Here is a 26,886-nt window from a genome sequence, read left to right as displayed (position 1 = left end):
GCGACCAGACGGTCAGTTACTGGGAGTTATTGCCATGCCATCGTTTCGAGGAATCTGGGTCGCTCTGGTCACGCCGTTCCGGGGTGGAGAAATCGACTTCGCCGCCCTGCGCGGCCTGGTCAGCAAGCTGCGCGAGGAGGGCGTCGCCGGCTTCGTGGTCTGCGGCACCACCGGGGAGGCGGCGGCACTGAGCGAGGCCGAGCAGTTCGCGGTGCTGGACGCCGTGCTCGATTGGGTGCCGCCGGCACAGGTGATCATGGGCCTGGCCGGTAACAACCTGCGTGAGCTGCTGGCATTCCAGCAGGTGTTGCAGCGCCGCCCACTGGCCGGCCTGCTGGTGCCGGCACCCTATTACATCCGCCCCTCGCAGCAGGGCCTGGAGGCCTTCTTCCAGGCCGTCGCCGACGCTGCCAGCGTCCCTGTCGTGCTCTACGACATCCCTTACCGGACCGGTGTGCGCATCGAGCGCGAGACCTTGCGGCGCATCGTCCGCCATCCGCGAATCGCGGCGATCAAGGACTGCGGCGGCGACCCGGAGACCAGCATGGCGCTGATCGCCGATGGCCAGGTCGAGGTGCTGGCCGGCGAGGATGTGCACATCTTCAGCAGCCTGTGCCTGGGCGGGGTCGGTGCGATTTCCGCATCCGCGCATGTGCGCGCCGATCTCTATGTGCGCCTGGTGCGTGAAGTGGAAGCCGGCGACCTGGGCGCGGCACGGACGACTTTCTATCACCTGCTACCCTGGATGCAGGCGGCCTTCGCCGAACCTAACCCGGCGGCGGTGAAGGCTGCGCTGGCCTTGCAAGGGTTGATCGATGACGAGCTGCGTGAGCCGTTTCAGCCTTGTACGGCGGCGACCGTCCAGCGGTTGGGCGAAGTCCTTCGGCACTTGCAGACAGTCTCCGACCATTAAATCGATCGTTGCGGCGGCCTTTCCCCTATCATGGCGCCTCGTCTTACTCAGGTTCATTGAAATGCACAGCGAAACGCTCTATCTGCTGGACCAACTGGAAACCGCCGACATGCTACTCATCGACGGCTTGCACGCCTGGCAGTTCTCCCTCGATGAGGCGCTGCTCGACCGTGCCGACGCCGCGGCGCAGGCAGACCAGCCATTCGCCAGTGACGACGTGGTGCTGCGCGTGGAGTCGATCGATGGTCGTGAGCGGCGTGAATGGGCGTTCAGCTACAACGCAGTGATGGAGGCCACGTACGCGCCGGAAAGCGACACCTGGACGCTGCTGGCCGATGGCGTGGAGCACCAGTTGTGCTGCCTGGGAGCGGTATCCGCCAACGCTGACGACGAGTGAGCGTCGCGCTCCGCTCCTGCAAGGGGGCGGCGCACGGTAACGAAAAAGGGGCCCGAAGGCCCCTTTTTGCATTTCCGCGTCAGTCTCAGGCCGCTTGGGCCCGGCCCAGGGTCACTGCGCGGTTCAGGGCGCTGAACAGCGCACGGAAGCTGGCGGTGGTGATGTTTTCGTCGATGCCGATGCCGTGCAGCGAGCGGCCGCCTTCCACGCGCAGTTCGATGTAGGCCGCCGCGCGGGCGTTGGTGCCGGCACCGATGGCGTGCTCGTTGTAGTCCATGATCTCGACCGAGACCGGCAGCGCCGCGACCAGGGCTTCCAGCGTGCCCTTGCCCTTGCCGTGCCAGCGGTGTTGCTCGCCTTGGTGGACCACGTCGATATCGATGGCGCAGATGCCGTTCTCTTCCTGCAGGCGGTAGTTCTTCAGGGCGAACGGAGAGATCGCCTGGAGGTACTCGCTCTCCAGCAGGGAGTAAATCTGCTCGGCGGTCATCTCCAGGCCGAGGCGGTCGGTCTCGTTCTGCACGACCTGGCTGAACTCGATCTGCATGCGACGCGGCAGGCTGATGCCGTATTCCTGTTCGAGCAGGAAGGTGATGCCGCCCTTGCCGGACTGGCTGTTCACGCGGATCACCGCTTCGTAGCTGCGGCCGATGTCGGCCGGATCGATCGGCAGGTAGGGCACTTCCCAGACCGCGTCGTCCTTCTGCTGGGCGAAGCCCTTGCGGATGGCATCCTGGTGCGAGCCGGAGAAGGCGGTGTGGACCAGATCGCCGACGTACGGATGACGCGGGTGCACCGGAATCTGGTTGCACTCTTCGACCACTTTGCGCACGGCGTCGATGTCGGAGAAGTCCAGCTGCGGGTTGACGCCCTGGGTGTACATGTTCAGCGCCATGGTCACCAGGCAGAGGTTGCCGGTGCGCTCGCCGTTACCGAACAGGCAGCCTTCGACACGGTCGGCACCCGCCATCAGCGCCAGTTCCGAAGCGGCCACGCCGGTGCCACGGTCGTTATGAGTGTGCAGGCTGATGATGACGCTGTCGCGCTTGTCGATGTGACGGCAGAACCATTCGATCTGGTCGGCATAGTGGTTCGGCGTCGCGCACTCGATGGTGGCCGGCAGGTTGAGGATCAGGCGCTTCGCCGGGGTCGGCTGGAACACATCGATCACTGCATTGCAGACCTCGACGGCGAAGTCGGTCTCGGTGGAGCTGAAGACTTCCGGCGAGTACTCGAAGCCCCACTGGGTTTCCGGTGCGGCGTCGGCCAGGCGCTTGATGGTGCGACCGGCATTGATGGCGATTTCCTTGACCCCGGCCTTGTCCTGGTTGAAGACGATGCGGCGGAAGCTCGGGGCGCAGGCGTTGTAGTAGTGGACGATGGCGCGCTTGGCGCCCTTCAGCGACTCGAAGGTCCGCTCGATGAGGTCGTCACGGGCCTGGGTCAGCACCTGGATGGTGACGTCGTCGGGAATGTGGCCGCCTTCGATCAGCTCGCGGACGAAGTCGAAATCGGTCTGCGAGGCTGAGGGGAAGCCCACTTCGATCTCTTTCAGACCCACCTGCAGCAGGGTCTTGAAGAAGCGCATCTTCTTCGCCGCGTCCATCGGCTCGATCAGCGACTGGTTGCCGTCGCGCAGGTCGGTGCTCAGCCAGATCGGCGCCTTGTCGATGACCTTATCCGGCCAGGTGCGGTCGGGCAGGCTGATGGGGGTGAAGGCGCGGTATTTCTTCGACGGGTCTTTGAGCATGGTCATGGGCAAATCCTATTTTCTTTCGGGCCGGGCGGCCTGCGCGATAAACAATGAAAAGAGACGATGGGGTCGGGTTTCAGCCACGCAGTCGCGGGCTGACCAGGCGCAGGCAGGCGTGTTGGCGAAGCAGGATGAGGGTATGTGCGGTTTTCATAGGGCCAACCCTAGTGCCATGGGATGAAGATGGCAAGCATTGTGGGAAATTTGGTAGGAATCACCTTTTGTCTTTCATTACTGAGATTTTCTGCCAGATTTTATGTGTTTATTCGCGGCTGATTGCGTGGGGATTTTTCTGGCGCCTGTCCATGCGTCCCCGTGCCGCACAGGGTCGCGCTCCGGCGTGCATTGCAGCTTGTCCTTGGCCGGGGTAAAACGCTGCCAGACTGCGACCCCGCATCCAAGGACTTCCAGTGAGCGTTTTGCGACGACAAGGCAACCGGCAAGGCTCGGCGATCTGGCTGGCGTTGTTCGCCATGCTGATGATCCAGGTCGGCCCCTTGTTGTCGCAGTCGTTGCCTATGCAACCCGCTACGCAGGTCATGCATGGCCTGGAGGAACTGGCCTGCTCCGCAGAGCAGCGTGCCGTCGCCCATCAGGACCAGGACGCGGCGCAGCGCGCGCCGTTCTCCGCCGAGCACTTCATGGAGAAGTGCGCCTACTGCGGCCTGCTGATCCATAGCCCGGCGCTGGAGGCAGCGAGTCTGGCGTTGCCCGCCGACCTGCCTGGAGCGGAAGCGGCGCCGTCCGCTGTGCTTGCCCAGCGGACGCCCGCTTCGCCAGTGTTTCCCGGTGCGCGTTCGCGCGCACCGCCCGTCCCGATCGTCTGACCCTCGTCATCGTCACCGAAGGGGCCAGTGCCGAGCACTGGGCTCGCCTCGCTATAGGCGCGCTGCCTTGCGGCGCGTATCCACAAGAATGAATGGAGTTCCGCACCATGCGTAAAACCCTGCTTGCCCTGGCAGCGCTGCTGTCTGTCTCTTCCTTCGCCATGGCTCAAGACTACAAAGCTGGTGAGCTGCAGGTCGAACACCCCTGGTCGTTGCTGCTGCCGGCCAACTCGGCGAATGGCGCCGCGTACTTCGTGCTGCAGAACCATGGGCAGAGCGCCGACCGGCTGCTCGGCGCCGACACCGAACGTGCCGCCAGCGCCGAGATCCACGAGCACGTAAGCAAGGACGGCATGATGAAGATGCAGAAGGTCGAGGCTGTGGATATCCCGGCCGGCACCACGCTGACCTTCGCGCCCGGCCACTACCATCTGATGTTGTTCGGTCTGAAGAAGCCGCTGGCTGACGGCGAGCGCTTCCCGCTGACCCTGCACTTCCAGAAGGCCGGCGACCTCAAGGTGGAGGTCGAGGTACAGCGACAGGCGCCGGCTGCCGCGGATGCCCATGCCGACCACGACATGCCCGGTATGAAGATGAACTGACGATCCTGCGCCAGACCGGCGGCGCCCGCTGCGCTGGGGCTGCCGGTCTGGGCGGCGCGGCCGGGCCTCAGGGCTTGAACGCGCCGATGAAGATCGCCGGGTCGACGCGGGTGTCGTTGAGGCTGACGTTCCAGTGCATGTGCGGCCCGGTCGCCCGGCCAGTGGCGCCGACGCGGCCAACCACGCTGCCGCGCGCCAGTTGCTGGCCGAGCTGCACGTCGATCTTCGACATGTGACAGAACATGCTGATGAAGCCCTGGCCGTGGTCGACGAACACCGTCCTGCCGTTGAAGAAGTAGTCGCCGATGAGGATGACCTTGCCCGCTGCCGGGGTCTTGATCGGGGTGCCGGCGGCGACGGCGAAGTCCAGGCCGGCGTGCGGATTGCGCTCCTCGCCATTGAAGAAGCGGCGCAGGCCGAAGGGGCTGGACAGTGGGCCGTCGACCGGCTTGTCGAGCTGTAGGTTGCTCGGCGTGCCCGGGCTGAAGCTGCGGTAGGCGCGGGTCTGCTCGGCCAGTTCGCGGTCGATGCGCTTGAGGTCTTCCGGCAGCGGATTGACTTGGCGAGTGTTCTTCAGGGTGATGCGTTGTTCGCGATAGTGCTTGTTGCCAACGTTGAAGCCGATGCTGCGCAGGGCTCCGGCCTGGCTGACCTCGATGCTCTGCGGGCCGGGGCTGGCGCTCAACGGGATGCCGACCACGGCAATCCAGTCACGGCCTTCCTCGCGCACCACCAGCACCGGCCGGCCCGCGTAGGTTGCGTGTGGCGCCGGGCCAGCGCTGCCCAGTTGCACCACGGCGACGCCGCCGGGCACCGGCTTGTTCAGCAGGCGGCTGATGAAACCTTCGGCCTGGACGGGCAAGGCGAGGGCGCAGGCGAACAATAGGCAGAACAGGCGGGACATGGATTGCTCTCGTCAGGATGGATGGCGCAGGGCATCCAGTTGCTGGCGCCACAGGTGTTCCAGCGGCTGGACCTGGGCGGGTCCATAGATGGCCGTAGGGTGGCCGTGGTGCCAGGCCCACAGCTGATCGCCGTAGTCGTAGTGCCACCATTCGCTGGAGAGATTGCTGAAGCCGACCGCGCGCATGGCGTTGAACAGCAGGCGGCGGCGGTCGCGAATCGCCCGGCCGTGGTCGTCGCTGGCATTTTCGTAGTGGCGGGTGTGCGAACGCGGCGTGGCTTCGTCGAACAGGCTGCCCATGTCCAGCCAGCGGCCGTCGCGGTCGCACAGGCCGACATCCACCGCGCCGCCGGTCAGGTGCGGGCTCGGCGCATCGGCGCGGGTGCTTGGCGGGGCGACGAATTCGCGGGTGCGCCGCGCCAGTTCGGCCGGCTCGGCATCCGCTTCGTGCTGGCGGAGGATGTTGTAGAGCGTGTCGTATAGATGCTGCTGCACGGCGAATGGCCGCCAGGCGTCGAGCACCACCAGGCGCAGGCCATCCGGCAGCAGGCGCGCGGCTTGCAACAGACGCTGGAACACCCCGCCACGGGCATGGCACTCCGCCGGCGCATTGGCGATGCCGAGGCGATGGTAGGCCGGCCAGACCAGGAAGCCCTGGCTGGTGCCGAGGGGTTCCAGCGCCTCGCCGCAGTCGACGATGGGCAGGCGGAATGCCGCGGCCCAGTCGGGTTCCGGCGCGTCGGGAAGCGGGGCGAGCAGATCGATCACGGTCGGTCAGTCCAGAAGCGAGAGGGTTACCGGGGCCTGGTGGTTGTCCTCGACGCGCACCGACAGTTCGCCTTCGCCGAGCTTCGCCGTCAGGCGTTGGCCGGGCTGCGTCTGTGCGGCGCGGCGCACCGCCTGGCCCTTGTCGTCGAGGAGGATGCTGTAGCCGCGCCCGAGGGTCGCCAGCGGGCTGACGATGTGCAGGCTCTGGGCCAGGCCGTCGAGGCGCTGGCGCTGTTCGCGCAGCAGCGCCTGGGTGGCTCGGGGCAGGCGCGCGGCCAGGCTGTCGAGTTTTTGCCGCAACAGTGCCAGGGCGCGTCCGGGGTGTTGCGCGGCGAGGCGCGTATCCAGGCGCGCCAGGCGTTCATGGCGTACCTGTGACTGGCGCTCGAAGGCACGGCGCAGGCGCATGTCCAGGTCGTCGAGGCGTTGTGCCTGCTGGCGCAGGCGCTCGCCGGGGTGGCGCAGGCGCCGGGCGGTGCCTTCCAGACGCAGGCGCTCGCGGGTCAGGCGGTCCTGGATGCGCAGGATCAGCCGGCGCCGCAGGCTGTCCAGGCGCTGTTGCAGGTCGCCGGTGTGCGGCGCCAGCAGCTCGGCGGCGGCCGAGGGGGTCGGGGCGCGCATGTCGGCGACGAAGTCGCAGATGGACACATCGGTCTCATGGCCGACGGCGCTGACGATGGGCGTGACGCAGGCGGCCACGGCACGCGCGACAGCCTCTTCGTTGAAGCACCAGAGGTCTTCCAGCGAGCCGCCACCACGGGCCAGGATCAGCGCGTCGAAATCTTGCGCATCGGCCAGGGCCAGGGCGCGGACGATCTGCGCGATGGCGTCGCGGCCCTGCACGGCGGTGGGCACCAGGGTCAGCTCGACCTGCGGTGCGCGGCGGCGGAATACGCTGATGATGTCGCGAATCACCGCGCCGGTAGGGGAGCTGACGATGCCGATGCGTCGCGGATGCGCCGGCAGGGGGCGCTTGCGTTCGGCGGCGAACAGGCCTTCGGCGGCGAGCTTTTCTTTCAGCGCTTCGAAGGCCAGGCGCAGGGCGCCGTCACCGGCGGGTTCGACGGCATCGGCGATCAGTTGGTAGTCGCCACGCCCTTCGAACAGCGAAACCTTGCCGCGCACCCGCACGGCCAGGCCGTCGCGCAGCGCCTGGCGTACGCGCAGGGCGTTCTGCCGGAACAGCGCGCAGCGCACCTGGGCGTTACTGTCCTTGAGGGTGAAATAAAGGTGGCCGGAGGCAGGGCGGGCGAGGTTGGAAATCTCGCCTTCGACCCACACCTGTGGGAACACGTCCTCCAGCAGGTGGCGGGCGCGTTGGTTGAGCTGGCTGACGGTCAGTACCTCGCGGTCGAGGCCGAGCCGTTGGAACGGGTCGTTGAGCATGGCGCAGGATGATAAGCCCGGGCGTTGCCGAGGGCCAGCGCGCGCGTCGTCGCCTGCGTTGAGCGGCGGCCGGGAGCTGAGGTATAATGCCGCGCTTCCATTTTCCCGCCTGGGAGCCCCCGCGATGCTGCGTATCAGCCAAGAAGCCCTTACTTTCGACGACGTCCTCCTGATTCCCGGTTATTCGGAAGTCCTGCCCAAGGACGTGAGCCTGAAGACCCGCCTGACCCGTGGCATCGAACTGAACATCCCGCTGGTGTCCGCCGCGATGGACACCGTCACCGAATCCCGTCTGGCCATCGCCATGGCCCAGGAAGGCGGCATCGGTATCATCCACAAGAACATGAGCATCGAGCAGCAGGCCGCCGAGGTGCGCAAGGTCAAGAAGCACGAGACCGCCATCGTCCGCGACCCGGTCACCGTGACCCCTTCGACCAAGATCATCGAGCTGCTGCAGATCGCCCGTGAATACGGTTTCTCCGGCTTCCCGGTGGTGGAAGAGGGTGAACTGGTCGGCATCGTCACCGGCCGCGACCTGCGCGTGAAGCCGAACGTCGGCGACACCGTGGCGGCAATCATGACGCCGAAGGACAAGTTGATCACCGCCCGTGAAGGCACCCCGCTGGAAGAAATCAAGGCCAAGCTCTACGAGAACCGCATCGAGAAGATGCTGGTGGTCGACCAGAATTTCTTCCTGACCGGCCTGGTGACCTTCCGTGACATCGAGAAGGCCAAGACCTACCCGCTGGCGTCCAAGGACGAGCAGGGGCGTCTGCGCGTCGGCGCCGCCGTCGGCACCGGTGCCGATACCGGCGAGCGTATCGCCGCGCTGGTCGCCGCCGGCGTCGACGTGGTGGTGGTGGACACCGCCCACGGCCACTCCAAGGGCGTGATCGACCGCGTGCGCTGGGCCAAGGAAACCTTCCCGCAGGTGCAGGTGATCGGTGGCAACATCGCCACCGCCGAAGCCGCCAAGGCGTTGGCCGAGGCTGGCGCTGACGCGGTCAAGGTCGGTATCGGTCCGGGCTCGATCTGCACCACCCGTATCGTCGCCGGTGTCGGTGTGCCGCAGATCTCGGCCATCGCCAACGTCGCCGCGGCCCTCGAAGGCACCGGCGTACCGCTGATCGCCGATGGCGGCATCCGTTTCTCCGGTGACCTGGCCAAGGCCATGGTGGCTGGCGCCTATTGCGTGATGATGGGCTCGATGTTCGCCGGTACCGAAGAGGCACCGGGCGAGATCGAACTGTTCCAGGGCCGCTCCTACAAGTCCTACCGTGGCATGGGCTCGCTGGGCGCCATGGCCGGTTCGCAAGGCTCCTCCGACCGTTACTTCCAGGACGCCTCGGCCGGCGCCGAGAAGCTGGTTCCGGAAGGCATCGAAGGTCGTGTGCCGTACAAGGGCGCGCTGAGCGCCATCGTCCACCAGCTGATGGGTGGCCTGCGCGCCGCCATGGGCTACACCGGCAGCGCCGATATCCAGCAGATGCGCACCCAGCCGCAGTTCGTGCGGATCACTGGCGCCGGCATGGCCGAGTCCCATGTGCACGACGTGCAGATCACCAAGGAAGCCCCGAACTACCGCGTAGGTTGAGGCTTGCAGTAATGAGTTCGTCACGGGGCTGTCTGATTCAGCCCCGTGTCGTTTAGGAATTCCGCTTTCCAGAGAGACGGCCATGGCCCAAGACATTCACGCTCACCGGATACTGATCCTCGACTTCGGCTCCCAGTACACCCAGTTGATCGCCCGCCGCGTGCGCGAGATCGGCGTGTACTGCGAGATCCACCCGTTCGACATGAGCGACGAGGACGTTCGCGCCTTCGCCCCGCGCGGGATCATCCTCGCCGGTGGTCCGGAGTCGGTCCACGAACTGAACAGTCCGCGTGCGCCCAAGGCGGTCTTCGACCTGGCGGTGCCGCTGTTCGGCATCTGCTATGGCATGCAGACCATGGCCGAGCAGATGGGCGGCAAGGTGCAGGGTTCGGACCTGCGCGAGTTCGGCTATGCCCGCGTCGACGTGGTCGGCAAGGCGCGCCTGCTCGACGGCATCGAAGACCATGTGGATGAAGACGGCGTGCTCGGTCTCGACGTGTGGATGAGCCACGGCGACAAGGTCACCGACATCCCCGCCGGCTTCCACATCCTCGCCAGCACCCCGAGCTGCCCGATCGCCGCCATGGCCGATGATGCCCGTGGCTACTACGGCGTGCAGTTCCACCCGGAAGTGACCCACACCAAGCAGGGCCTGCGCATCCTCTCGCGCTTCGTCCTCGACATCTGCGGCTGCGAAGCCCTGTGGACGCCGTCGAACATCGTCAACGACGCTATCGCCAGCGTGCGCGCTCAGGTCGGTTCGTCGAAGGTGCTGCTCGGCCTGTCCGGCGGCGTCGATTCCTCGGTGGTCGCTGCGCTGTTGCACAAGGCCATCGGCGACCAACTGACCTGCGTGTTTGTCGACAACGGCCTGCTGCGCCTGCACGAGGGTGACCAGGTGATGGCCATGTTCGCCGAGAACATGGGCGTCAAGGTGATCCGTGCCAACGCCGAGGAGATGTTCCTCAGCCGTCTCGCCGGCGTTTCCGATCCGGAGCAGAAGCGCAAGATCATCGGTCGCACCTTCATCGAGGTGTTCGACCAGGAAGCGACCAAGCTGCAGGATGTGAAGTTCCTCGCCCAGGGCACCATCTACCCGGACGTGATCGAGTCGGCTGGCGCCAAGACCGGCAAGGCCCACGTGATCAAGTCGCACCACAACGTCGGCGGCCTGCCGGAAGACATGCAGTTCAAGCTGGTCGAACCGCTGCGCGAACTGTTCAAGGACGAAGTACGCAAGATCGGCCTGGAGCTGGGCCTGCCCTACGACATGGTCTACCGCCACCCGTTCCCCGGCCCGGGCCTGGGGGTGCGCATCCTCGGCGAGGTGAAGAAGGAGTACGCCGACCTGCTGCGTCGCGCCGACCATATCTTCATCGAAGAACTGCGTAACTTCGATTGGTACCACAAGACCAGCCAGGCCTTCGTGGTGTTCCAGCCGGTGAAATCGGTCGGCGTGGTCGGTGACGGCCGTCGCTACGCCTGGGTCGTGGCCCTGCGCGCAGTGGAGACCATCGACTTCATGACCGCACGCTGGGCACACCTGCCCTACGAGCTGCTGGAGAAGGTCAGCAACCGCATCATCAACGAGATCGAAGGCATCTCGCGGGTCACCTACGACGTGTCGAGCAAGCCGCCGGCGACCATCGAGTGGGAATGATGTGAGCGACAAGGGCAGCCAAGGCTGCCCTTGTCGTATCTGCGCGACGGCCAGCGCGGCATTTTGTGTGCGTGGGTGGCTCGTCAAATCTAAACCTAAATGAGAGAATCTATCATTTCCAGGTTGTAGCCCCGTCCGGGGTTGGGAGTTCCATGAGCTTTACCCGCAGACAAGTACTGGGAGGCCTCGCCGGTCTCACCGCGCTGGGCCTTGGCGGCGTTGGCGCGCGTCTCTGGCTGGCGCGCCCGCAGGTGGCGGCCGAGCATGACTACGAACTGATCGCCGCGCCCCTCGACCTGGAGCTGGTGCCCGGACACCAGACGGCGGCGCTGGCTTATGGCGGCCGCTTCCCCGGAGTGGAAATCCGTGGCCGCCAGGGCGACTGGCTGCGAGTCCGCTTCACCAACAAGCTCGATCAGCCGACCACCATCCATTGGCATGGCATCCGCTTGCCGATCGAGATGGACGGCGTGCCTTACATCTCCCAGCCTCCGATCCCGCCCGGGCAGAGTTTCGTTTACCGCTTCAAGACGCCGGATGCCGGTAGCTACTGGTATCACCCGCACCTGATGAGCAGCGAGCAACTCGGTCGTGGCCTGGTCGGCCCCTTGATCATCGAGGAGCGTGAGCCGACCGGCTTCAGCCAGGAAAAGATTCTCTGCCTGAAGACCTGGCATATCGACGAAGCGGGTGCCTTCACCCCTTTCAGCGTGCCGCGCGAGGCCGCTCGCGAGGGGACTCGTGGCAGCCTCTCGACCATCAATGGCGAGCACCTGCCGGTGATCGAGCTGGCGGCGGGGCAGATCACCCGGCTGCGTATCCTCAACCTCGACAACACCGTGACCTATCGCCTCAACCTGCCGGGGGGCGAGGCGAAAATCTATGCCCTCGACGGCCATCCGGTGGCGCCGCGGGAGTTCAAGGAGCAGTACTGGATCGGTCCGGGCATGCGCCTGGAGCTGGCGATTCGCGGTCCGGCGGTCGGCGCCGAGCTGTCCCTGCGTGACGGCGTGGTGCGCCTGGCCACGGTGCGCGGTGTGGCGCCGACCCAGGCGGCATCCGCGGAGTGGCCGGCGGCCTTGCCAGGCAACCCGGTCAGCGAGCCGGACCTGGCCAAGGCGGAGACCCTCAACTTCAAGTTCGAATGGGTCGGGGCCATGTCCGAATACGCCTCTGGTCAGGAGCGACCGTCGCTCTGGCAGATCAACGGTGTGGCCTGGCAGGGCGGTGAAGAGCACAAACACAACGGCCCGCCGCTGGCCAAGTTGAAGCTGGGGCAGAGCTACATCTTCACCCTGCGCAACATGACCCAGTACCAGCACCCGATTCACCTGCATGGCATGGCGTTCAAGGTGCTCGACTCCAACCGCCGGCCGATCATTCCGTACTTCACCGACACCTATCTGCTGGGCAAGAATGAAACCGCCCGCGTCGCCCTGGTGGCGGATAATCCGGGCCTGTGGATGTTCCATTGCCACGTAATCGACCATATGGAGACCGGCCTGATGGGGACTATCGCCGTGGGGGATGCATGGTGCGGCTGACCAATAGCAAGGGGCACCCGACCGTGAAAGGGCTGCGCCCGGTCATCGATCGCAGCCGCGACCTGGAGTTCATGCGTGAGGCCCTGGCGCTCGCCGCACAGGGCGCTGCCCTGGGCGAAGTGCCGGTCGGCGCCGTGCTGGTGCTGGGCGGGGAAGTCATCGGCCGTGGGTTCAATCAGCCGATCAGCGCCCGCGATCCCAGCGCCCATGCGGAGATGGTGGCGATCCGCATGGCTGCCGCCGCGGCGAGCAACTACCGCCTGCCCGGCAGCACCCTCTACGTGACCCTGGAGCCCTGCAGCATGTGCGCCGGCCTGCTGGTGCATGCCCGCATTCAGCGCCTGGTCTACGGCACCCTGGAGCCGAAGTCAGGGGTGGTGGTCAGTCGTGGCGAGTTCTTCGCCCAGGACTTCCTCAATCACCGGGTGCTGGTGGAGGGCGGGGTTCTGGCGGAGGAGTGCAGTGCCATGCTCTCGGCCTTCTTCAAGGCGCGGCGCAAGGGCTGAGGCGCGTTGGGCTGCCGCCTTGTCGGCCGGCAGCCAGCGAGCAAGCGGCAGGCGAGGGCGCGTTCGACTGCGATGCTCGCCCCGGAGCACGGAGGCGCCGCGCCTCAGAGCTTCTCGTCGGGGTTTTCGGGTGGGCGGGTCTTGTTCACACCGGGCAGGTGAAGCCCGCTCTCGGCGAGCTGGCCGCCTTCCATCTGCGGTTGGGTCACCCAGGTGAGGATGTCGTAGTAGCGGCGGATGTTCTGCACGAAGTGCACGGTTTCGCCGCCGCGCGCGTAACCGTTGCGGGTCTTGCGATACCACTGCTTCTGCGACAGCCGCGGCAGCATCTTCTTGACGTCCAGCCATTTGTTCGGGTTCAGGCCTTCCTGCTCGGCGAGCTTGCGCGCGTCGTCCAGGTGCGCGCTGCCGATGTTGTAGGAGGCGAGGGCGAACCAGGTGCGGTCGGGCTCCTTGATGCTTCCCGGCAGTTCATCCTTGACCTGGCCGAAGTACTTGCTGCCGCCCTGGATGCTTTGTTTCGCGTCGAGGCGGTTGGACACGCCCATGGCCTGCGCCGTGCGGTTGGTCAGCATCATCAGGCCGCGCACGCCGGTCTTGGAGGTGGCATCGGGTTGCCACATGGATTCCTGATAGCCGATGGCCGCGAGCAGGCGCCAGTCCATCTGCAGGTTCTGCGCCGACTGGCGGAAGTGTTGTTCATAGCGCGGCAGGCGCTGCTGCAGGTGCTGGGCGAAGGTGTAGGCGCCGACATAGCCGAGAACGTCGACGTGGCCGTAGTAGCGATCCTTGAGGTTCTGCAGGGTGCCGTCCTGCTTGGTCTTGTCGAGGAACTTGTTGACCTCGTCGAACAGGCTGTTGTCGCTGCCCAGTGGCAGGGCCCAGGCCAGGCCGCGGGCGTCGCCGAGATCGAAGGCGACGCGGACGTTGGGGAAGTACACCTGGTTCATCGCCAGTTCGTTGGAGTCGATCAGCGTCAGGTCGATCTCGCCGACATCCACCTTGCCCAGCAGGTCGACCATTTCGTCGGCATCGGACTCTTGGTACTGCAGTTTCGGGTAGCGCTTTTTCAGCTCGGCCAACTGGGCCGCATGGCTGCTGCCCTTGAGCACCATGATGCGCTTGCCGACCAGGTCCTCGGGGCGGGTCGGGCGCGGGTCGCCGTTGCGGTAGACAACCTGCGGGGTGACGTCCAGGTAGGAATGGGTGAAGCGCACCTGGGCATCGCGCGCGCCGCCCGGGGTGAGGCCGGCGGCAGCCAGGCTGGGGCCGTCCGGCTGGCTGAGCTTGTCATAGAGGTCGTCGAGATTGTCGGCGGTCTCGATTTCCAGCTTGACGCCCAGGTGATCGGCGAAGCGCTTGGCCAGTTCGTACTCGAAGCCGGTATCGCCGTTGCGGTCCTGGAAGTAAGTGGCCGGGCTGTTGCGGGTGATCACGCGCAGCACGCCGTCCTTCTGCACGCGCTCGAGGGCTGTCGGGACTTTCGCCTCGCTACAGCCGGAAAGCAGCAGAAAGATACAGGTCGCCAGGAACCAGGCGGTGCGACGCACGCGGGACACAGTCAGGGCAAACATCGGCGCAGTATACGCTAAGGCCGTGGCGCTCAAATATCTCGACAGTCCAGGGCGTCTCTGCTAACCGGCGGCGCCAGGTCGCGGCTGCCGGGCCTTGTGCGCGGGGCATGGGGAAACCCCTGGGCGTGTTCGTCGATGAGCGGCAACCCGCCGATGTCCGCCGACCGGCGCGAGCCGCTTTCGGCCGAGCTGCGGGTGCCGCCGGGCGGCGCTTTGCGGTAGAATGCACGGCCTCTGCGGGTCGGCTCGTCCGGCCCCCATACTCTCCCGTCTCCAGAGGCTGTTCCGACAATGCTGATCCTGCGCGGCGCTCCCGCCCTTTCCGCCTTCCGCCACGGCAAACTGCTCGACCTGCTGACCCGGCAGGTACCCGCTGTCACCGGGCTGTACGCCGAGTTTGCGCATTTCGCCGAAGTCAGCGGCGCGCTGACCGCCGAAGAGGAGCGGGTGCTCGGCCGCCTGCTGAAGTACGGTCCGAGCGTGCCGGTGCAGGAACCCAGCGGCCGTCTGTTCCTGGTCCTGCCGCGGTTCGGCACCATTTCGCCGTGGTCGAGCAAGGCCACCGATATTGCCCGTAACTGCGGCCTGGCGAAGATCGAGCGGATCGAGCGTGGCATCGCCTACTACGTCAGCGGTGAACTCTCCGAGGCGGATGCCCAACTGGTCGCCGCACGCCTGCATGACCGCATGACCCAACTGGTACTGGCCGACCTGGATGCGGCTGCCGGCCTGTTCAGCCACGCGCAACCCAAGCCGCTGAACGTGATCGATGTCCTCGCTGGCGGCCGTCCGGCGCTGGAGAAAGCCAACCTGGAACTCGGCCTGGCCCTGGCCGAGGACGAAATCGATTACCTGGTGAAGAGCTTTGGCGAACTGGGCCGCAACCCGCACGACGTCGAGCTGATGATGTTCGCCCAGGCCAACTCCGAGCACTGCCGGCACAAGATCTTCAACGCCAGTTGGGACATCGACGGCCAGGCTCAGGAGAAGAGCCTGTTCGGCATGATCAAGAACACCTATGAGATGCACCGCGAAGGCGTGCTGTCCGCCTACAAGGACAACGCCGCGGTGATGACCGGCTTCGTCGCCGGCCGCTTCTACCCCAATCCCGAGACCCGTCAGTACGCCGCCAGCGAAGAGCCGGTGCACATCCTGATGAAGGTGGAGACGCACAACCACCCGACCGCCATCGCTCCGTTCCCCGGCGCCTCCACCGGTTCCGGCGGCGAGATCCGCGACGAAGGCGCGACCGGCCGTGGCGCCAAGCCCAAGGCCGGCCTGGTCGGCTTCACCGTGTCCAACCTGAACATCCCGGGTTTCGAACAGCCTTGGGAAGTGCCTTACGGCAAGCCCGAGCGCATCGTCACCGCGCTGGACATCATGATCGAGGGCCCGCTCGGCGGCGCGGCCTTCAACAACGAGTTCGGCCGTCCCAACCTGACCGGCTACTTCCGTACCTTCGAGCAGGCGGTGGCCACGCCGCGCGGCGAAGAAGTGCGCGGTTATCACAAGCCGATCATGATCGCCGGTGGCATGGGCAACATCCGTGAAGACCATGTGCAGAAGGGCGAGATCAGCGTCGGCGCCAAGCTCATCGTGCTTGGCGGCCCGGCCATGCTCATCGGCCTGGGCGGCGGCGCCGCTTCGTCCATGGCCACCGGCGCCAGCGCCGCGGACCTGGACTTCGCCTCGGTGCAGCGCGAGAACCCGGAAATGGAGCGTCGCTGCCAGGAGGTCATCGACCGCTGCTGGCAGATGGGCAGCGACAACCCGATCAAATTCATCCACGACGTTGGCGCAGGCGGTATTTCCAACGCCCTGCCGGAGCTGATCAACGACGGCGGCCGCGGCGGTCGTTTCGAGCTGCGCGCGGTGCCCAACGACGAGCCGGGCATGAGCCCGCTGGAAATCTGGTGCAACGAGTCCCAGGAGCGCTACGTGCTCTCGGTGGACGCTGCCGACTTCGACACCTTCAAGGCCATCTGCGAGCGCGAGCGCTGCCCGTTCGCAGTGGTCGGCGAGGCCACCGAAGAGAAGCACCTGACCGTTTCCGACAGCCACTTCGGCAACAAGCCGGTGGACATGCCCCTCGATGTGCTGCTCGGCAAGCCGCCGCGCATGCATCGCTCGGTTTCCCGTGAGGCCGAGTTGGGTGACGATTTCGCCGCCGCGGCCCTCGACCTGGGTGAGGCGACCGATCGTGTGCTGCGCCACCCGGCCGTCGCGAGCAAGAACTTCCTGATCACCATCGGCGATCGCACCATCACCGGTCTGGTCGCCCGTGACCAGATGGTCGGTCCCTGGCAGGTGCCGGTGGCGGATTGCGCCGTCACTGCCACCAGCTTCGATGTCTACACCGGCGAAGCCATGGCCATGGGCGAACGCACTCCGCTGGCCCTGCTCGACGCGCCGGCGTCCGGACGCATGGCCATCGGCGAAACCATCACCAACCTGGCCGCATCGCGCATCGACGCCATTTCCGACATCAAGCTGTCGGCCAACTGGATGGCCGCCGCCGGTCACCCGGGCGAGGACGCGCGGCTGTACGACACCGTCAAGGCGGTGGGGATGGAGCTGTGCCCGCAGCTGGGCATCACCATCCCGGTGGGCAAGGACTCCATGTCCATGAAGACCCGCTGGCAGGACGGCGACAGCGAGAAAAGCGTGACCGCGCCGATGTCGCTGATCATCTCCGGCTTCGCCCCGGTCAGTGACATCCGCAAGACCCTGACGCCGCAATTGCGCCTGGACAAGGGCGAAACCGACCTGATCCTGATCGATCTCGGACGTGGCAAGAACCGTCTCGGCGGCTCCATCCTGGCACAGACCTACGGCAAGATCGGCCGGCAGGCGCCCGACCTCGACGATGCCGAAGACATCAAGGCCTTCTTCGCGGTGATCCAGGGCCTCAATGCCGACGGACATCTGCTCGCCTACCACGACCGTTCCGACGGTGGCCTGCAGGCCGCCGTGCTGGAAATGGCCTTCGCCGGCCACTGTGGCCTCGAACTGACCCTCGATGCCCTGGCTGCCAGCCGTGAAGAGCTGGGGGCCGCGCTATTCAACGAGGAGCTGGGTGCGATCATCCAGGTCCGCGAGGACGCCACGCCGGAAATCCTCGCGCAGTTCAGCGCTGCCGGCCTGGGCGACTGCGTCGCGGTCATCGGTCGTCCGGTCAGCGGCAACAAGATCGAACTGACCTTCAACGGCGAGTCCGTCTACAACGCCGAGCGTCGTCTGCTGCAGCGCACCTGGAGCGAGACCAGCTACCAGATCCAGCGTCTGCGCGACAACGCCGACTGCGCCGATCAGGAGTTCGATGGCCTGCTGGCGGAAGACAATCCCGGCCTGTCGGCCAAGCTCAGCTACGACGTCAACGACGATGTCGCGGCGCCCTACATCAAGAAAGGTGTGCGCCCGCAGGTGGCGATCCTCCGCGAGCAGGGCGTCAACGGCCAGGTGGAGATGGCCGCTGCCTTCGACCGTGCCGGCTTCACCGCGGTGGACGTGCACATGAGCGACATCCTTTCCGGCCGTGTCAGCCTGGAAGCGTTCAAGGGCCTGGTGGCCTGTGGCGGCTTCTCCTACGGCGACGTGCTCGGCGCCGGCGAGGGCTGGGCCAAGTCGATCCTGTTCAATGCCCGTGCCCGCGATGCCTTCCAGGGCTTCTTCGAGCGCAAGGACAGTTTCGCCCTGGGGGTGTGCAACGGCTGCCAGATGCTCTCCAACCTGCATGAGCTGATTCCGGGCACCGAGTTCTGGCCGCACTTCGTGCGCAACCGCTCCGAGCAGTTCGAAGCGCGCGTGGCCATGGTCCAAGTGCAAGAGTCGCAGTCGATCTTCCTGCAGGGCATGGCCGGTTCGCGCTTGCCCATCGCCATCGCCCACGGCGAAGGCCATGCGGAGTTCGAGAGCGCCGAAGCGCTGCTGGAAGCCGATCTGTCCGGTTGTGTCGCGCTGCGTTTCGTCGACAACCAGGGCAAGGTCACGGAAAGCTACCCGGCCAACCCCAACGGTTCGCCGCGCGGCATCACCGGCCTGTCCAACCGCGACGGCCGCGTGACCATCATGATGCCGCACCCGGAGCGTGTGTTCCGCGCCGTGCAGAACTCCTGGCGTCCGGACGAGTGGGAAGAGGACGGCGGCTGGATGCGCATGTTCCGCAACGCCCGCGTCTGGGTGGGCTGAGCCCGAGACCCGGAGCGCCCTTTTCCGCCAGGGAAGGGGCCGCGCAGCAGAAGAAGGGAAAGCCTCGTGCTTTCCCTTTTTTTTCAGGCGCCGATCGAGGCCGCGCTGGGCCTGGGCGGGATGCGCGGCGGCGCTTTCCGAGCGGTGCTGGACGAAGGATGGGGGGCGCCAGTGACCTTTTATCGGAGAGTAGGCCGCTGGCAAAGCGGAGGTCTGTCACAGTTTCGCTGATCCCCGTTGTTCCTTCAGAACGTGAAGGCGGTCGCGCGGTCGAACTTTTGTCGGGCTGAGGTTTAGCGTGATAAGGCAAAGTGCCACTATTTGTGGCAGCATTTGCGCCTCGACTTCCAATCCGGTCCAGTCTCTCGACACGGAGCGCTTGATGTACAAACTCTGTTTCTATGTTCCAGAAAGCCATCTGGAAACGGTGAAGAAAGCGGTTTTCACCGCAGGTGCAGGACGCATCGGAGCCTACGACAGCTGCTGTTGGCAGGTACTTGGCACAGGTCAGTTCCGTCCGTTGCAGGGCAGCAAGCCGTTCCTCGGTGAGGTGGGGCTGGTCGAACATGTCCCTGAATGGCGGGTTGAGTTGGTGGTGGCCGACGAGCTGATCCACGACTCGGTGAAGGCCCTCAAGGCCGCGCATCCCTATGAGACGCCGGCCTTCGAAGTCTGGCGGTTGTCGGACATGGTGTTCTGACGCGTTATTGCCGCTAACGAAAAAGGCGCCCTTGGGCGCCTTTTTCAATTGTCGGTCGTGGACCGCATATCAGGGGCGGATCTCGATCAGCGTTCCATCCTTCACCAGGCTCCAGACTTCGCGAATATCGGCGTTGGTCATGGCGATGCAGCCATTGGTCCAGTCGAGGGTGGAAAAATACCACTCCGGGTACTGGTCGCTTTGCGGGGTGCCGTGGATCATGATCATCCCGCCGGGAGCCAGGCCCTTGTCGCGGGCGCGCGCAACGTCGCGGGCATTGGGGTAGGAGATATGAATGGAGAGGTTGAACTTGTCGCTGGTCTTGCGCCAGTCGATCCAGTAGAAGCCTTCCGGCGTGCGGTTGTCGCCCTCGGCGAACTTCGGTCCGCGCGGGGTCTTGCCCAGGGAGACGCGATAGCTCTTGATAATCTTGCCGTTGCTCAGTAGATGCAGTTTGTGCTCGGACTTGACGACCAGGACCTTGTCGATATGGCCCTCCAGCGTCGGCGTGGCGTTCGCGTGCGTCAAGGCAGCAAAGGTCAGGCTCAGAAAGGCAAGCAGCCAGCGCATGGAAACAACATCCCCCGGATCTATCAGAAAAGCGCCGCGAACGGCAGTGCACGGTATTCAGGTCTTCTTGTAGTGGCCTTGCATCGGTGCAATGGCCTCGTTGCGTACCGGGAAGTCCTGTCTCTGCCGGTCGCCGAAGAAGCATTCTAAGGTACGGCCCACGGTCGGGAAAGCCAGCTCCGACCAGGGAATGCCTGTTTCTTCGAACAGTTGCACCTCCAGGCTCTCTTCGCCGGCGGCGAAATCCAGGTCGGCCAGCTCGGCGCGGAAGAACATGTACACCTGGCTGATGTGCGGCAGATCGAAGAGGGTGTACAGCTTCAGGTTGCTGACCCGCGCGCAGGCCTCTTCCAGGGTTTCGCGGGCGGCGGCCTGTTCCAGGGTCTCGCCGTTCTCCATGAAGCCGGCCGGTAGCGTCCAGTAGCCTTGGCGGGGCGCGATGGCGCGACGGCAGAGCAGGACGCGGCCCTCCCATACCGGCAGGCAGCCGGCGATGATACGAGGATTCTGGTAGTGCACGGTCTGGCATCGGTCGCAGATGTAACGCGGCCGGTTGTCGCCGCTGGGAATGCGCAGACTCACGCTGGCACCGCACTGACTGCAGAATTTCATGCCGTTTCCTTGTTCGGAGTTATTCCCATCTTGCTCGTCCGAGGCCGCGCCCAGCAAGGGGTGGGGGTTGGGTGGGGCGGGCTTTCATGCCATGATTCGTCAATTAATGACAGTGCCTATACGCAGGATGTCCGCATGCTGGACGAGCTGCGCCAGCGCATCGCGGCGCACATCCCCGAGAACCTGAAGAGCGACCAGAGCCTCCCCGAAGCGGCGGTGCTGCTGCCTATCACCCGTAGTGAAGAGCTGGTGCTGACCCTGCGCGCCAGCGGCCTGTCCACCCACAGCGGTGAGGTGGCCTTCCCCGGCGGGCGGCGCGATCCTGGCGATGTCGACCTGATCCACACCGCCCTGCGCGAGGCAGAGGAGGAAATCGCCTTGCCGCCGAGCCTGGTGGATGTGGTCGGTCCCCTGAGCACCCTGGTCTCGCGCCACGGCATCCAGGTAACGCCTTTCGTCGGTTTCGTTCCCGATTTCGTCGAGTACAAGCCCAATGACGGTGAAATCGCCGCGGTATTCAATGTGCCGTTGGCGTTCTTCCGCGACGATCCGCGGGAGATGACCCATCGCATCGATTATTTTGGCCGCAGTTGGTATGTGCCCAGCTACCGTTTCGGCGAATACAAGATCTGGGGACTCTCGGCGATCATGGTCGTCGAGTTGGTCAACCTGCTGTTCGACGCCCGCATCGACCTGCACCAGCCGCCGCCGCGCTTCGTCACACTGCGTTGAGCCGGATGCCGGCACAAGAAAAACATGCCTGAGGACTTTCCGATGAAATACCGCCTGGGCCAGGCCCGAGTCGAAACCCATCCCGACAGTTGGATTGCGCCGAACGCGGCGGTGATCGGCAAGGTGCGCCTGGAGGCTGGCGCCAGTGTCTGGTTCAACGCCGTGCTGCGTGGCGACAACGAGCTGATCCACATCGGTGAGAACAGCAACGTCCAGGATGGCACCGTGATGCATACCGACATGGGCTTCCCGCTGACCCTCGGCAAGGGCGTGACCATTGGCCACAACGTGATGTTGCACGGCTGCACGGTGGACGACTACAGCCTCATCGGCATCAACGCGGTCGTGCTCAACGGTGCGAAGATCGGCAAATACTGCATCATCGGCGCCAACTCGCTGATTCCCGAGGGCAAGGTCATTCCCGACGGCTCGCTGGTCATGGGCTCGCCCGGCAAGGTGGTGCGCGAGCTGACCGAGCAGCAGAAAAAGATGCTCGAAGCCAGTGCCGCACACTACGTGCACAACGCCCAGCGCTACGCCCGCGATCTGGCCGAGCAGGAAGAATGAGTCAGGAGCGTCCGGTCGTGTCGCCCTGCGTGCATGTCTGTGCGCTGGACGACAACGACATCTGCCTGGGCTGCCAGCGCAGCGCCGACGAAATCACCCGCTGGGGCCGCATGGACAATGCCGAGCGCCGCGAGGTGCTGGCGCGCTGCCATGAGCGGGCCCGCGAACAGGGCGTGCTGATCTAGATCGCCACCGCCCCGAGCGAAACTTTCCATTCCCGAGGTTCAACGCAATGCCCCGTATAGGAACTCCCCTGTCGCCGAGCGCGACCCGTGTACTGCTTTGCGGCTCCGGTGAGCTGGGCAAGGAAGTGGTGATCGAGCTGCAGCGCCTGGGTTGCGAAGTGATCGCCTGCGACCGTTACGCCAACGCCCCGGCCATGCAGGTCGCGCACCGTAGCCACGTGCTCAGCATGCTCGACGGCGCCGCCCTGCGCGCGGTGATCGAGCAGGAGAAGCCGGACTACATCGTTCCGGAGATCGAGGCCATCGCCACCGCCACCCTGGTGGAGCTGGAGTCCGAGGGCTACACCGTGGTGCCCACCGCTCGCGCCGCGCAGCTGACCATGAACCGCGAGGGCATCCGCCGCCTGGCCGCCGAGGAGCTGGGGCTGCCGACCTCGCCCTACCGCTTCGCCGACAGCATCGAGGAGTACAGTGCAGCCGTCGCCGCGGTGGGCTACCCCTGCGTGGTCAAGCCGATCATGAGTTCCTCCGGCAAGGGCCAGAGCGTGCTCAAGTCCGATGCCGATCTGCAGGCCGCCTGGGATTACGCCCAGGAAGGCGGTCGTGCTGGCAAGGGCCGAGTCATCGTCGAAGGCTTCATCGACTTCGACTACGAGATCACCCTGCTCACCGTTCGCCATATCGGCGGCACTACCTTCTGTGCGCCCATCGGTCACCGCCAGGTGAAGGGTGACTACCATGAGTCCTGGCAGCCTCAGGCGATGAGCCCGAAGGCCCTGGCCGAATCCGAGCGCGTGGCCAAGGCGGTGACCGAGGCGCTGGGCGGCCGCGGCCTGTTCGGCGTGGAGCTGTTCGTCAAGGGCGACCAGGTGTGGTTCAGCGAAGTTTCGCCGCGCCCCCACGATACCGGCCTGGTCACGTTGATCTCCCAGGACCTTTCCGAATTCGCTCTGCACGCGCGAGCCATTCTCGGTCTGCCGATCCCGGCGATTCGCCAGTTCGGCCCCTCGGCCTCGGCGGTCATCCTGGTCGATGGCGACTCGCAGCAGGTCAGCTTCGGCAACCTTGGCGCGGCGCTGAGCGAGCCGGACAGCGCCCTGCGCCTGTTCGGCAAGCCGGAAGTCCAGGGCCAGCGGCGCATGGGCGTCGCCCTGGCGCGCGCCGAGTCGATCGATGAGGCGCGCGCCAAGGCGACCCGTTCGGCCGAGTCGGTCGTCATCGAGCTGTGAGTCGTTGGGCAGGGTTGGCGTGGTGGGTGGCGCTACTGCCGCTGCTGCCGCTAGCTCTGCCGTTGGCCGTGCACACTCGGCGCACGGCCTTGCGCCTGGCTCCGGCGGCCGGGGCCTGTCAGGGCGTGGTTGGCGTCGATTGTGCCGGTGAGCCGCTGCGCCTGCTCCTGCTCGGCGAGTCGACGGTAGCCGGCGTCGGTGCATCCTGCCTGGATTTCGCCCTGGCCGGGCGTTTGGCCAGCGCGCTCTCGGCGCGCCTGCAACGGCCGGTGTCCTGGCGCGCCTTGGGGGAGAATGGCATCACCGCCAGCGAGGCCTGTGTGCGCTTGTTGCCGCAAGCCGCCGGCGATTCCTATGACCTTGTCGTGCTGGTCTTCGGGGTCAACGACACCACCCATTTCAGTGCCGGCGAAACCTGGCGCTGCGCATTGCAGCAGTTGATCGCGCATTTTCGCGCGGCCGGTGCCTCGGTGGTCTGCACCGCGGTTCCGCCGTTGCAGCACTTCTCCGCCTTGCCCTGGCTGTTGCGCCAGATGCTCGGCTGGCGCGCTGGCTTGCTCGACCGCCAGTTGCTCAGCCTGAGCCAGCGCGAGGGCGCGGGGCATTGCGCAGTGAGCCTGGACATGCGCCCGCAGTTCCTCGCCATCGACGGCTACCACCCGTCCGCCCTGGGCTACCAGGTGTGGGGCGAGCACCTAGCCGAGTGGCTGGTGACGCGTTGGCGCGGGAGCGGCGGATAACGCCCGAGGCGTTACCCGTCCTATTGCCGAAGGGCCTCAGCGAATGCTGTCGAGATCCTGCTCGCGGGTTTCGTGCAGGCAGAGCACGGCCAGCAGGCTCACTGCCGCGGCCACCGACACATAGCCGCCAACCCAGCTCAGGCCGCCCATGCCCACCAGCTTCTGGGCGATGTAGGGCGCCACCGAGGCGCCGAGAATGCCCCCCAGGTTATAGGCCGCCGAGGCGCCGGTGTAGCGCACCTGGGTGGGGAAGAGTTCCGGCAGCAGGGCGCCCATGGGGGCGAAGGTGACGCCCATGAGGAACAGCTCCAGGGCCAGGAAGATCGCCACCTCGATAGAGGACCCCTGGCTCAGCAGCGGTTGCATGGTGAAACCGGAAACAATGGCCGCAAGGCAGCCGACGATCAGCACCGGACGACGCCCGAAGCGGTCGCTGGCCCAGGCCGACAGTGGCGTGGCGGCGGCCATGAAGAGTACGGCGAAGCACAACAGGCCGAGGAATTGTTCGCGGCTGTAGCCCAGGCTGGTCACGCCGTAGCTCAGCGAGAACACCGTGGAGATGTAGAACAGCGCGTAGCACACCACCATGGCCAGGGCGCCGAGCACTACCGGTCGCCAGTGGTGGGTGAAGAGTTCGGCGATCGGCAGGCTGGCGCGCTCCTGGCGCTCCATGGCCTTGGCGAACACCGGCGTCTCGGCCAGCGTCAGGCGCACATAGAGCCCAACCACCACCAGCAAGGCGCTGAGGATGAAGGGGGCGCGCCAGCCCCAGGCGCGGAACTGTTCTTCGCTGAGCAACATGGCCAGGCCGAGGAACAGGCCGTTGGCGGCGAGGAAACCGATCGACGGCCCCATCTGCGGAAACATGCCGAACCAGGCGCGGCGGTGTTTGGGCGCATTCTCGGTGGCCAGCAGCGCCGCGCCGCCCCATTCGCCGCCGAGTCCCAGGCCTTGGCCGAAGCGCAGGAGGCAGAGCAGCGCCGGCGCCCAGTCACCGATGCGCTCGTAGCCTGGCAGCAAGCCGATCAGGGTGGTGGACAGGCCCATCAACAGCAAGGAGGCGACCAGGGTCGACTTGCGCCCGATGCGGTCGCCGAAATGGCCGAACAGCGCCGAGCCCAGTGGTCGGGCGAGGAAGGCGATGCCGAAGGTGATGAAGGCGCTGAGCATCTGTGCCGCGCCAGAGGTCTGCGGGAAGAACACCGGACCGATTACCAAGGCGGCGGCAGTGGCATAGACGTAGAAGTCGTAGAACTCGATAGCGGTGCCGATGAAGCTGGCGACCGCGACCCGCGCGGTGGAGTTGGCGGGGCTGTCGTTGGCGGTGGCAGCGAGGCTGGCGGAGGTCATGCAGGAAATCCCTGTCAGTCATGGCCGGCGACGGCTCTGGCGGTCGTGTCCGGCGGGCATTGGAAGCGTTGCCGCTGCGCGAGGGGGAAGCGCTGTCCGGGTGCGGGCAGGGCGGTGGCGTTCGCACAAGGTCGAGGCGAGGCCGGTCGCTTCTCCGGGCGATGGCGCGGGGCCGGGCTCGGGCTGGCGGGCGATTGACTGGCCACGGGCATGGCGCGGATAGCGCCGGCCGTGGCGGGATGCTGGGTAAGCAGGCGCTGATTATAGGGCGTGGCCGGGCCGCTCAGGCAAGCGCATTACTGGTCCCGTCGGCGGGGGCGGCGGCACGCCCGGTGAGCCAGACGCGCACGCTCTTCACGCGGTTTTCGCCGGATTGCAGGATCTCCAGGCGATAAGGGCCGATGCGTAGGCATACCGCGCAGTCGGGGATCTGCTCCAGGGCTTCGGTGATCAAGCCGTTGAGCGTCTTCGGGCCTTCGCTGGGCAATTGCCAGCCGAGGGCGCGGTTGATGTCGCGAATGTTCGCCGATCCATCGATCACATAGGTGCCGTCGGCCTGGGGATGGATATCCGGGTTGCGCAGGGCATCGGCGTTGCTGAACTCGCCGACGATCTCTTCGAGGATGTCCTCCAGGGTGATGATGCCGATCACCTCGCCGTATTCATCCACCACGATGCCGATACGGCGTTTCTGCTTCTGGAAGTTGATCAGTTGCGTCGCCAGCGGCGTGCTTTCGGGGATGAAGTAGGGTTCCAGGCAGGCGGCGCGCAGGCTGTCCTTGGTCAACTGGTTGTGCGTCAGCAGGCGCGCGATCTGGCGCATGTGGACGATGCCTTCGACTTGATTGATGTCGTTGCGGAACACCGGCAGGCGCGTGTGGGTGGTGTTGCGCAACTGGCTGATGATGCTTTCCAGTTCATCGTCCAGGTCGATGCCCTGGACTTCATTGCGCGGCACCATGAGGTCGTTCACGGTGATCTTTTCCAGGTCGAGGATGCTCAGCAGCATGTTCTGGCGGTTGGCGCTGAGTTTTTCGCTGGAGTCGCTGACGACGCTGCGCAACTCGTCGTTGCTCAGTGGCTTGCGGTTGCGTTGGCTGGGCTCCAGGCCGCAGAGGCGCAGAATGGCGTTGCTCACGCCAGTCATCAGCCACAGCAGCGGGCTGAACAGGCGTTGCAGCCACAGCAGCGGTAGGCTCGCGGGGAAGGCCACGCGTTCCGGGCGCAGGGTGGCGTAGGTCTTCGGGGTGATCTCGCCGAAGATCAGCAGGATCAGGGTCAGGGCGATAGTGGTCGGGGCCACGCCGACATCGCCCCACAGGCGCAGGGCGAGGAGGGTCGCCAGCGACGAGGCGATGATGTTGACGAAGTTGTTGCCGATGAGAATGGTGCCGAGCAGGCGGTCGGTGCGTAGCAGCAGCCAGGCGGTGCGCCGCGCGCCCCGATGGCCCTGCTTGGCCAGGTGGCGCAGGCGATAGCGATCGAGGCTGAGCACGCCGGTTTCGACGCTGGAGAAGAACGCCGAGCAGAGCAGCAGCAGGACCAGCAGGCCGAACAGGTAGCCGGGGTGGATATCGCCCATGCG

Annotated in this window: 24 protein-coding genes; 15 read left to right on the top strand and 9 right to left on the bottom strand. The window is 65.8% G+C overall.

The features are described from left to right. Positions 1 to 34 precede the first annotated feature (34 nt). Entirely contained in the window at positions 35 to 913 is an 879-nt protein-coding gene (gene dapA / locus BLQ74_RS04985; protein WP_090261439.1) for a 4-hydroxy-tetrahydrodipicolinate synthase, read from the top strand. Between the two features lie 61 nt (positions 914 to 974). Then, entirely contained in the window at positions 975 to 1,310 is a 336-nt protein-coding gene (locus BLQ74_RS04980; RefSeq protein WP_090261438.1) for a DUF5629 family protein, read from the top strand. An 85-nt stretch (positions 1,311 to 1,395) separates the two neighbouring features. Here BLQ74_RS04980 and leuA read toward each other — a convergent pair whose 3' ends face one another. Further along, positions 1,396 to 3,066 (bottom strand): 2-isopropylmalate synthase, encoded by a 1,671-nt coding sequence (gene leuA / locus BLQ74_RS04975; RefSeq protein WP_090261437.1) that lies wholly within the window; start codon positions 3,064 to 3,066, stop codon positions 1,396 to 1,398. A 407-nt stretch (positions 3,067 to 3,473) separates the two neighbouring features. Between leuA and BLQ74_RS04965 the strand changes: the two genes are divergently transcribed. Together BLQ74_RS04965 and BLQ74_RS04960 are read left to right on the top strand one after the other, a co-directional pair. Further along, the gene (locus BLQ74_RS04965; protein ID WP_244507149.1) at positions 3,474 to 3,890 is read left to right on the top strand and encodes a DUF2946 domain-containing protein; all 417 of its coding nucleotides are present in this window, start codon (positions 3,474 to 3,476) and stop codon (positions 3,888 to 3,890) included. Between the two features lie 107 nt (positions 3,891 to 3,997). Next, positions 3,998 to 4,492 (top strand): copper chaperone PCu(A)C, encoded by a 495-nt coding sequence (locus tag BLQ74_RS04960; protein WP_090261976.1) that lies wholly within the window; start codon positions 3,998 to 4,000, stop codon positions 4,490 to 4,492. Positions 4,493 to 4,559: 67 nt separating this feature from the next. On the opposite strand, the gene BLQ74_RS04955 is transcribed toward BLQ74_RS04960, so the two are convergent. Genes BLQ74_RS04955 through xseA form a run of 3 tightly spaced genes read right to left on the bottom strand, consistent with a single transcriptional unit; the run spans position 4,560 to position 7,550 of the window. Continuing rightward, positions 4,560 to 5,396 (bottom strand): M23 family metallopeptidase, encoded by an 837-nt coding sequence (locus BLQ74_RS04955; protein ID WP_090261435.1) that lies wholly within the window; start codon positions 5,394 to 5,396, stop codon positions 4,560 to 4,562. Positions 5,397 to 5,408: 12 nt separating this feature from the next. Further along, complete coding sequence (locus BLQ74_RS04950; protein ID WP_090261434.1) at positions 5,409 to 6,164, bottom strand: M15 family metallopeptidase; 756 nt, start codon at positions 6,162 to 6,164, stop codon at positions 5,409 to 5,411. Positions 6,165 to 6,170: 6 nt separating this feature from the next. Beyond that, positions 6,171 to 7,550, bottom strand: a complete 1,380-nt coding sequence (xseA, locus tag BLQ74_RS04945; RefSeq protein ID WP_090261433.1) for an exodeoxyribonuclease VII large subunit — start codon at positions 7,548 to 7,550, stop codon at positions 6,171 to 6,173. Between the two features lie 124 nt (positions 7,551 to 7,674). Between xseA and guaB the strand changes: the two genes are divergently transcribed. The 4 genes from guaB to tadA all read left to right on the top strand — a co-directional run bounded on the left by guaB (position 7,675) and on the right by tadA (position 12,854). Then, entirely contained in the window at positions 7,675 to 9,144 is a 1,470-nt protein-coding gene (gene guaB, locus BLQ74_RS04940) for an IMP dehydrogenase (protein WP_090261432.1), read from the top strand. A gap of 82 nt (positions 9,145 to 9,226) precedes the next feature. Further along, entirely contained in the window at positions 9,227 to 10,804 is a 1,578-nt protein-coding gene (guaA, locus tag BLQ74_RS04935; RefSeq protein ID WP_090261431.1) for a glutamine-hydrolyzing GMP synthase, read from the top strand. A gap of 152 nt (positions 10,805 to 10,956) precedes the next feature. Next, complete coding sequence (locus BLQ74_RS04930) at positions 10,957 to 12,348, top strand: multicopper oxidase family protein (RefSeq protein ID WP_090261430.1); 1,392 nt, start codon at positions 10,957 to 10,959, stop codon at positions 12,346 to 12,348. Next, positions 12,336 to 12,854 carry a tRNA adenosine(34) deaminase TadA gene (gene tadA / locus BLQ74_RS04925; protein ID WP_374441154.1) on the top strand — a complete coding sequence of 173 codons (519 nt, stop codon included), beginning with the start codon at positions 12,336 to 12,338 and terminating at the stop codon, positions 12,852 to 12,854. The genes BLQ74_RS04930 and tadA overlap by 13 nt, the downstream gene beginning before the upstream one ends. A 104-nt stretch (positions 12,855 to 12,958) precedes the next feature. Here tadA and mltF read toward each other — a convergent pair whose 3' ends face one another. Next, a complete protein-coding gene (gene mltF, locus BLQ74_RS04920; protein WP_090261429.1) occupies positions 12,959 to 14,428 on the bottom strand; it encodes a membrane-bound lytic murein transglycosylase MltF in 1,470 nt (489 codons plus the stop codon). A 291-nt stretch (positions 14,429 to 14,719) separates the two neighbouring features. On the opposite strand from mltF, the gene purL reads away from it, so the two are divergent. Together purL and BLQ74_RS04910 are read left to right on the top strand one after the other, a co-directional pair. Beyond that, a complete protein-coding gene (purL, locus tag BLQ74_RS04915; protein WP_090261428.1) occupies positions 14,720 to 18,616 on the top strand; it encodes a phosphoribosylformylglycinamidine synthase in 3,897 nt (1,298 codons plus the stop codon). A 382-nt stretch (positions 18,617 to 18,998) separates the two neighbouring features. Then, on the top strand, positions 18,999 to 19,316 hold the full coding sequence (locus BLQ74_RS04910) for a YqfO family protein (protein ID WP_090261427.1): 318 nt from the start codon (positions 18,999 to 19,001) through the stop codon (positions 19,314 to 19,316). A gap of 69 nt (positions 19,317 to 19,385) precedes the next feature. On the opposite strand, the gene BLQ74_RS04905 is transcribed toward BLQ74_RS04910, so the two are convergent. Together BLQ74_RS04905 and BLQ74_RS04900 are read right to left on the bottom strand one after the other, a co-directional pair. Then, complete coding sequence (locus BLQ74_RS04905) at positions 19,386 to 19,886, bottom strand: L,D-transpeptidase family protein (RefSeq protein WP_090261426.1); 501 nt, start codon at positions 19,884 to 19,886, stop codon at positions 19,386 to 19,388. Positions 19,887 to 19,943: 57 nt separating this feature from the next. Next, positions 19,944 to 20,498 (bottom strand): NUDIX hydrolase, encoded by a 555-nt coding sequence (locus BLQ74_RS04900; protein WP_090261425.1) that lies wholly within the window; start codon positions 20,496 to 20,498, stop codon positions 19,944 to 19,946. 135 nt (positions 20,499 to 20,633) lie between these two features. Here BLQ74_RS04900 and BLQ74_RS04895 point away from each other — a divergent pair, with 135 nt between their 5' ends. Genes BLQ74_RS04895 through BLQ74_RS04875 form a run of 5 tightly spaced genes read left to right on the top strand, consistent with a single transcriptional unit; the run spans position 20,634 to position 23,951 of the window. Beyond that, positions 20,634 to 21,230 (top strand): CoA pyrophosphatase, encoded by a 597-nt coding sequence (locus BLQ74_RS04895; RefSeq protein ID WP_090261424.1) that lies wholly within the window; start codon positions 20,634 to 20,636, stop codon positions 21,228 to 21,230. Between the two features lie 42 nt (positions 21,231 to 21,272). After that, complete coding sequence (locus BLQ74_RS04890) at positions 21,273 to 21,797, top strand: gamma carbonic anhydrase family protein (protein ID WP_090261423.1); 525 nt, start codon at positions 21,273 to 21,275, stop codon at positions 21,795 to 21,797. Next, a complete protein-coding gene (locus tag BLQ74_RS04885) occupies positions 21,794 to 21,982 on the top strand; it encodes a DUF1289 domain-containing protein (RefSeq protein WP_090261422.1) in 189 nt (62 codons plus the stop codon). The genes BLQ74_RS04890 and BLQ74_RS04885 overlap by 4 nt, the downstream gene beginning before the upstream one ends. Before the next feature lie 47 nt (positions 21,983 to 22,029). Continuing rightward, complete coding sequence (gene purT / locus BLQ74_RS04880; protein ID WP_090261421.1) at positions 22,030 to 23,211, top strand: formate-dependent phosphoribosylglycinamide formyltransferase; 1,182 nt, start codon at positions 22,030 to 22,032, stop codon at positions 23,209 to 23,211. After that, positions 23,208 to 23,951 (top strand): SGNH/GDSL hydrolase family protein, encoded by a 744-nt coding sequence (locus tag BLQ74_RS04875; RefSeq protein WP_090261420.1) that lies wholly within the window; start codon positions 23,208 to 23,210, stop codon positions 23,949 to 23,951. The genes purT and BLQ74_RS04875 overlap by 4 nt, the downstream gene beginning before the upstream one ends. Before the next feature lie 36 nt (positions 23,952 to 23,987). Here the strand turns inward: BLQ74_RS04875 and BLQ74_RS04870 are convergent, their stop codons facing one another. After that, on the bottom strand, positions 23,988 to 25,301 hold the full coding sequence (locus BLQ74_RS04870) for an MFS transporter (RefSeq protein WP_090261419.1): 1,314 nt from the start codon (positions 25,299 to 25,301) through the stop codon (positions 23,988 to 23,990). A 283-nt stretch (positions 25,302 to 25,584) separates the two neighbouring features. Then, the gene (locus BLQ74_RS04865) at positions 25,585 to 26,883 is read right to left on the bottom strand and encodes an HlyC/CorC family transporter (protein ID WP_090261418.1); all 1,299 of its coding nucleotides are present in this window, start codon (positions 26,881 to 26,883) and stop codon (positions 25,585 to 25,587) included. Positions 26,884 to 26,886: the final 3 nt, after the last annotated feature.

The sequence above is a fragment of the Pseudomonas panipatensis genome (genome assembly GCF_900099785.1).
Lineage (GTDB): Bacteria > Pseudomonadota > Gammaproteobacteria > Pseudomonadales > Pseudomonadaceae > Pseudomonas > Pseudomonas panipatensis.
The sequence above is the reverse complement of the archived record's forward strand: the minus strand, read 5'-3'. Positions and strand labels throughout refer to the sequence as shown.

Coding starts and splice junctions, on each gene's coding strand:
- BLQ74_RS04870 (WP_090261419.1), bottom strand. CDS start 25,301: ATGACCTCCGCCAGCCTCGCTGCCACCGCCAACGACAGCCCCGCCAAC.
- BLQ74_RS04955 (WP_090261435.1), bottom strand. CDS start 5,396: ATGTCCCGCCTGTTCTGCCTATTGTTCGCCTGCGCCCTCGCCTTGCCC.
- purT (WP_090261421.1), top strand. CDS start 22,030: ATGCCCCGTATAGGAACTCCCCTGTCGCCGAGCGCGACCCGTGTACTG.
- leuA (WP_090261437.1), bottom strand. CDS start 3,066: ATGACCATGCTCAAAGACCCGTCGAAGAAATACCGCGCCTTCACCCCC.
- BLQ74_RS04910 (WP_090261427.1), top strand. CDS start 18,999: ATGTACAAACTCTGTTTCTATGTTCCAGAAAGCCATCTGGAAACGGTG.
- dapA (WP_090261439.1), top strand. CDS start 35: ATGCCATCGTTTCGAGGAATCTGGGTCGCTCTGGTCACGCCGTTCCGG.
- BLQ74_RS04890 (WP_090261423.1), top strand. CDS start 21,273: ATGAAATACCGCCTGGGCCAGGCCCGAGTCGAAACCCATCCCGACAGT.
- BLQ74_RS04930 (WP_090261430.1), top strand. CDS start 10,957: ATGAGCTTTACCCGCAGACAAGTACTGGGAGGCCTCGCCGGTCTCACC.
- tadA (WP_374441154.1), top strand. CDS start 12,336: ATGGTGCGGCTGACCAATAGCAAGGGGCACCCGACCGTGAAAGGGCTG.
- purL (WP_090261428.1), top strand. CDS start 14,720: ATGCTGATCCTGCGCGGCGCTCCCGCCCTTTCCGCCTTCCGCCACGGC.
- guaB (WP_090261432.1), top strand. CDS start 7,675: ATGCTGCGTATCAGCCAAGAAGCCCTTACTTTCGACGACGTCCTCCTG.
- mltF (WP_090261429.1), bottom strand. CDS start 14,428: ATGTTTGCCCTGACTGTGTCCCGCGTGCGTCGCACCGCCTGGTTCCTG.
- BLQ74_RS04960 (WP_090261976.1), top strand. CDS start 3,998: ATGCGTAAAACCCTGCTTGCCCTGGCAGCGCTGCTGTCTGTCTCTTCC.
- BLQ74_RS04895 (WP_090261424.1), top strand. CDS start 20,634: ATGCTGGACGAGCTGCGCCAGCGCATCGCGGCGCACATCCCCGAGAAC.
- xseA (WP_090261433.1), bottom strand. CDS start 7,550: ATGCTCAACGACCCGTTCCAACGGCTCGGCCTCGACCGCGAGGTACTG.
- guaA (WP_090261431.1), top strand. CDS start 9,227: ATGGCCCAAGACATTCACGCTCACCGGATACTGATCCTCGACTTCGGC.
- BLQ74_RS04900 (WP_090261425.1), bottom strand. CDS start 20,498: ATGAAATTCTGCAGTCAGTGCGGTGCCAGCGTGAGTCTGCGCATTCCC.
- BLQ74_RS04905 (WP_090261426.1), bottom strand. CDS start 19,886: ATGCGCTGGCTGCTTGCCTTTCTGAGCCTGACCTTTGCTGCCTTGACG.
- BLQ74_RS04865 (WP_090261418.1), bottom strand. CDS start 26,883: ATGGGCGATATCCACCCCGGCTACCTGTTCGGCCTGCTGGTCCTGCTG.
- BLQ74_RS04885 (WP_090261422.1), top strand. CDS start 21,794: ATGAGTCAGGAGCGTCCGGTCGTGTCGCCCTGCGTGCATGTCTGTGCG.
- BLQ74_RS04980 (WP_090261438.1), top strand. CDS start 975: ATGCACAGCGAAACGCTCTATCTGCTGGACCAACTGGAAACCGCCGAC.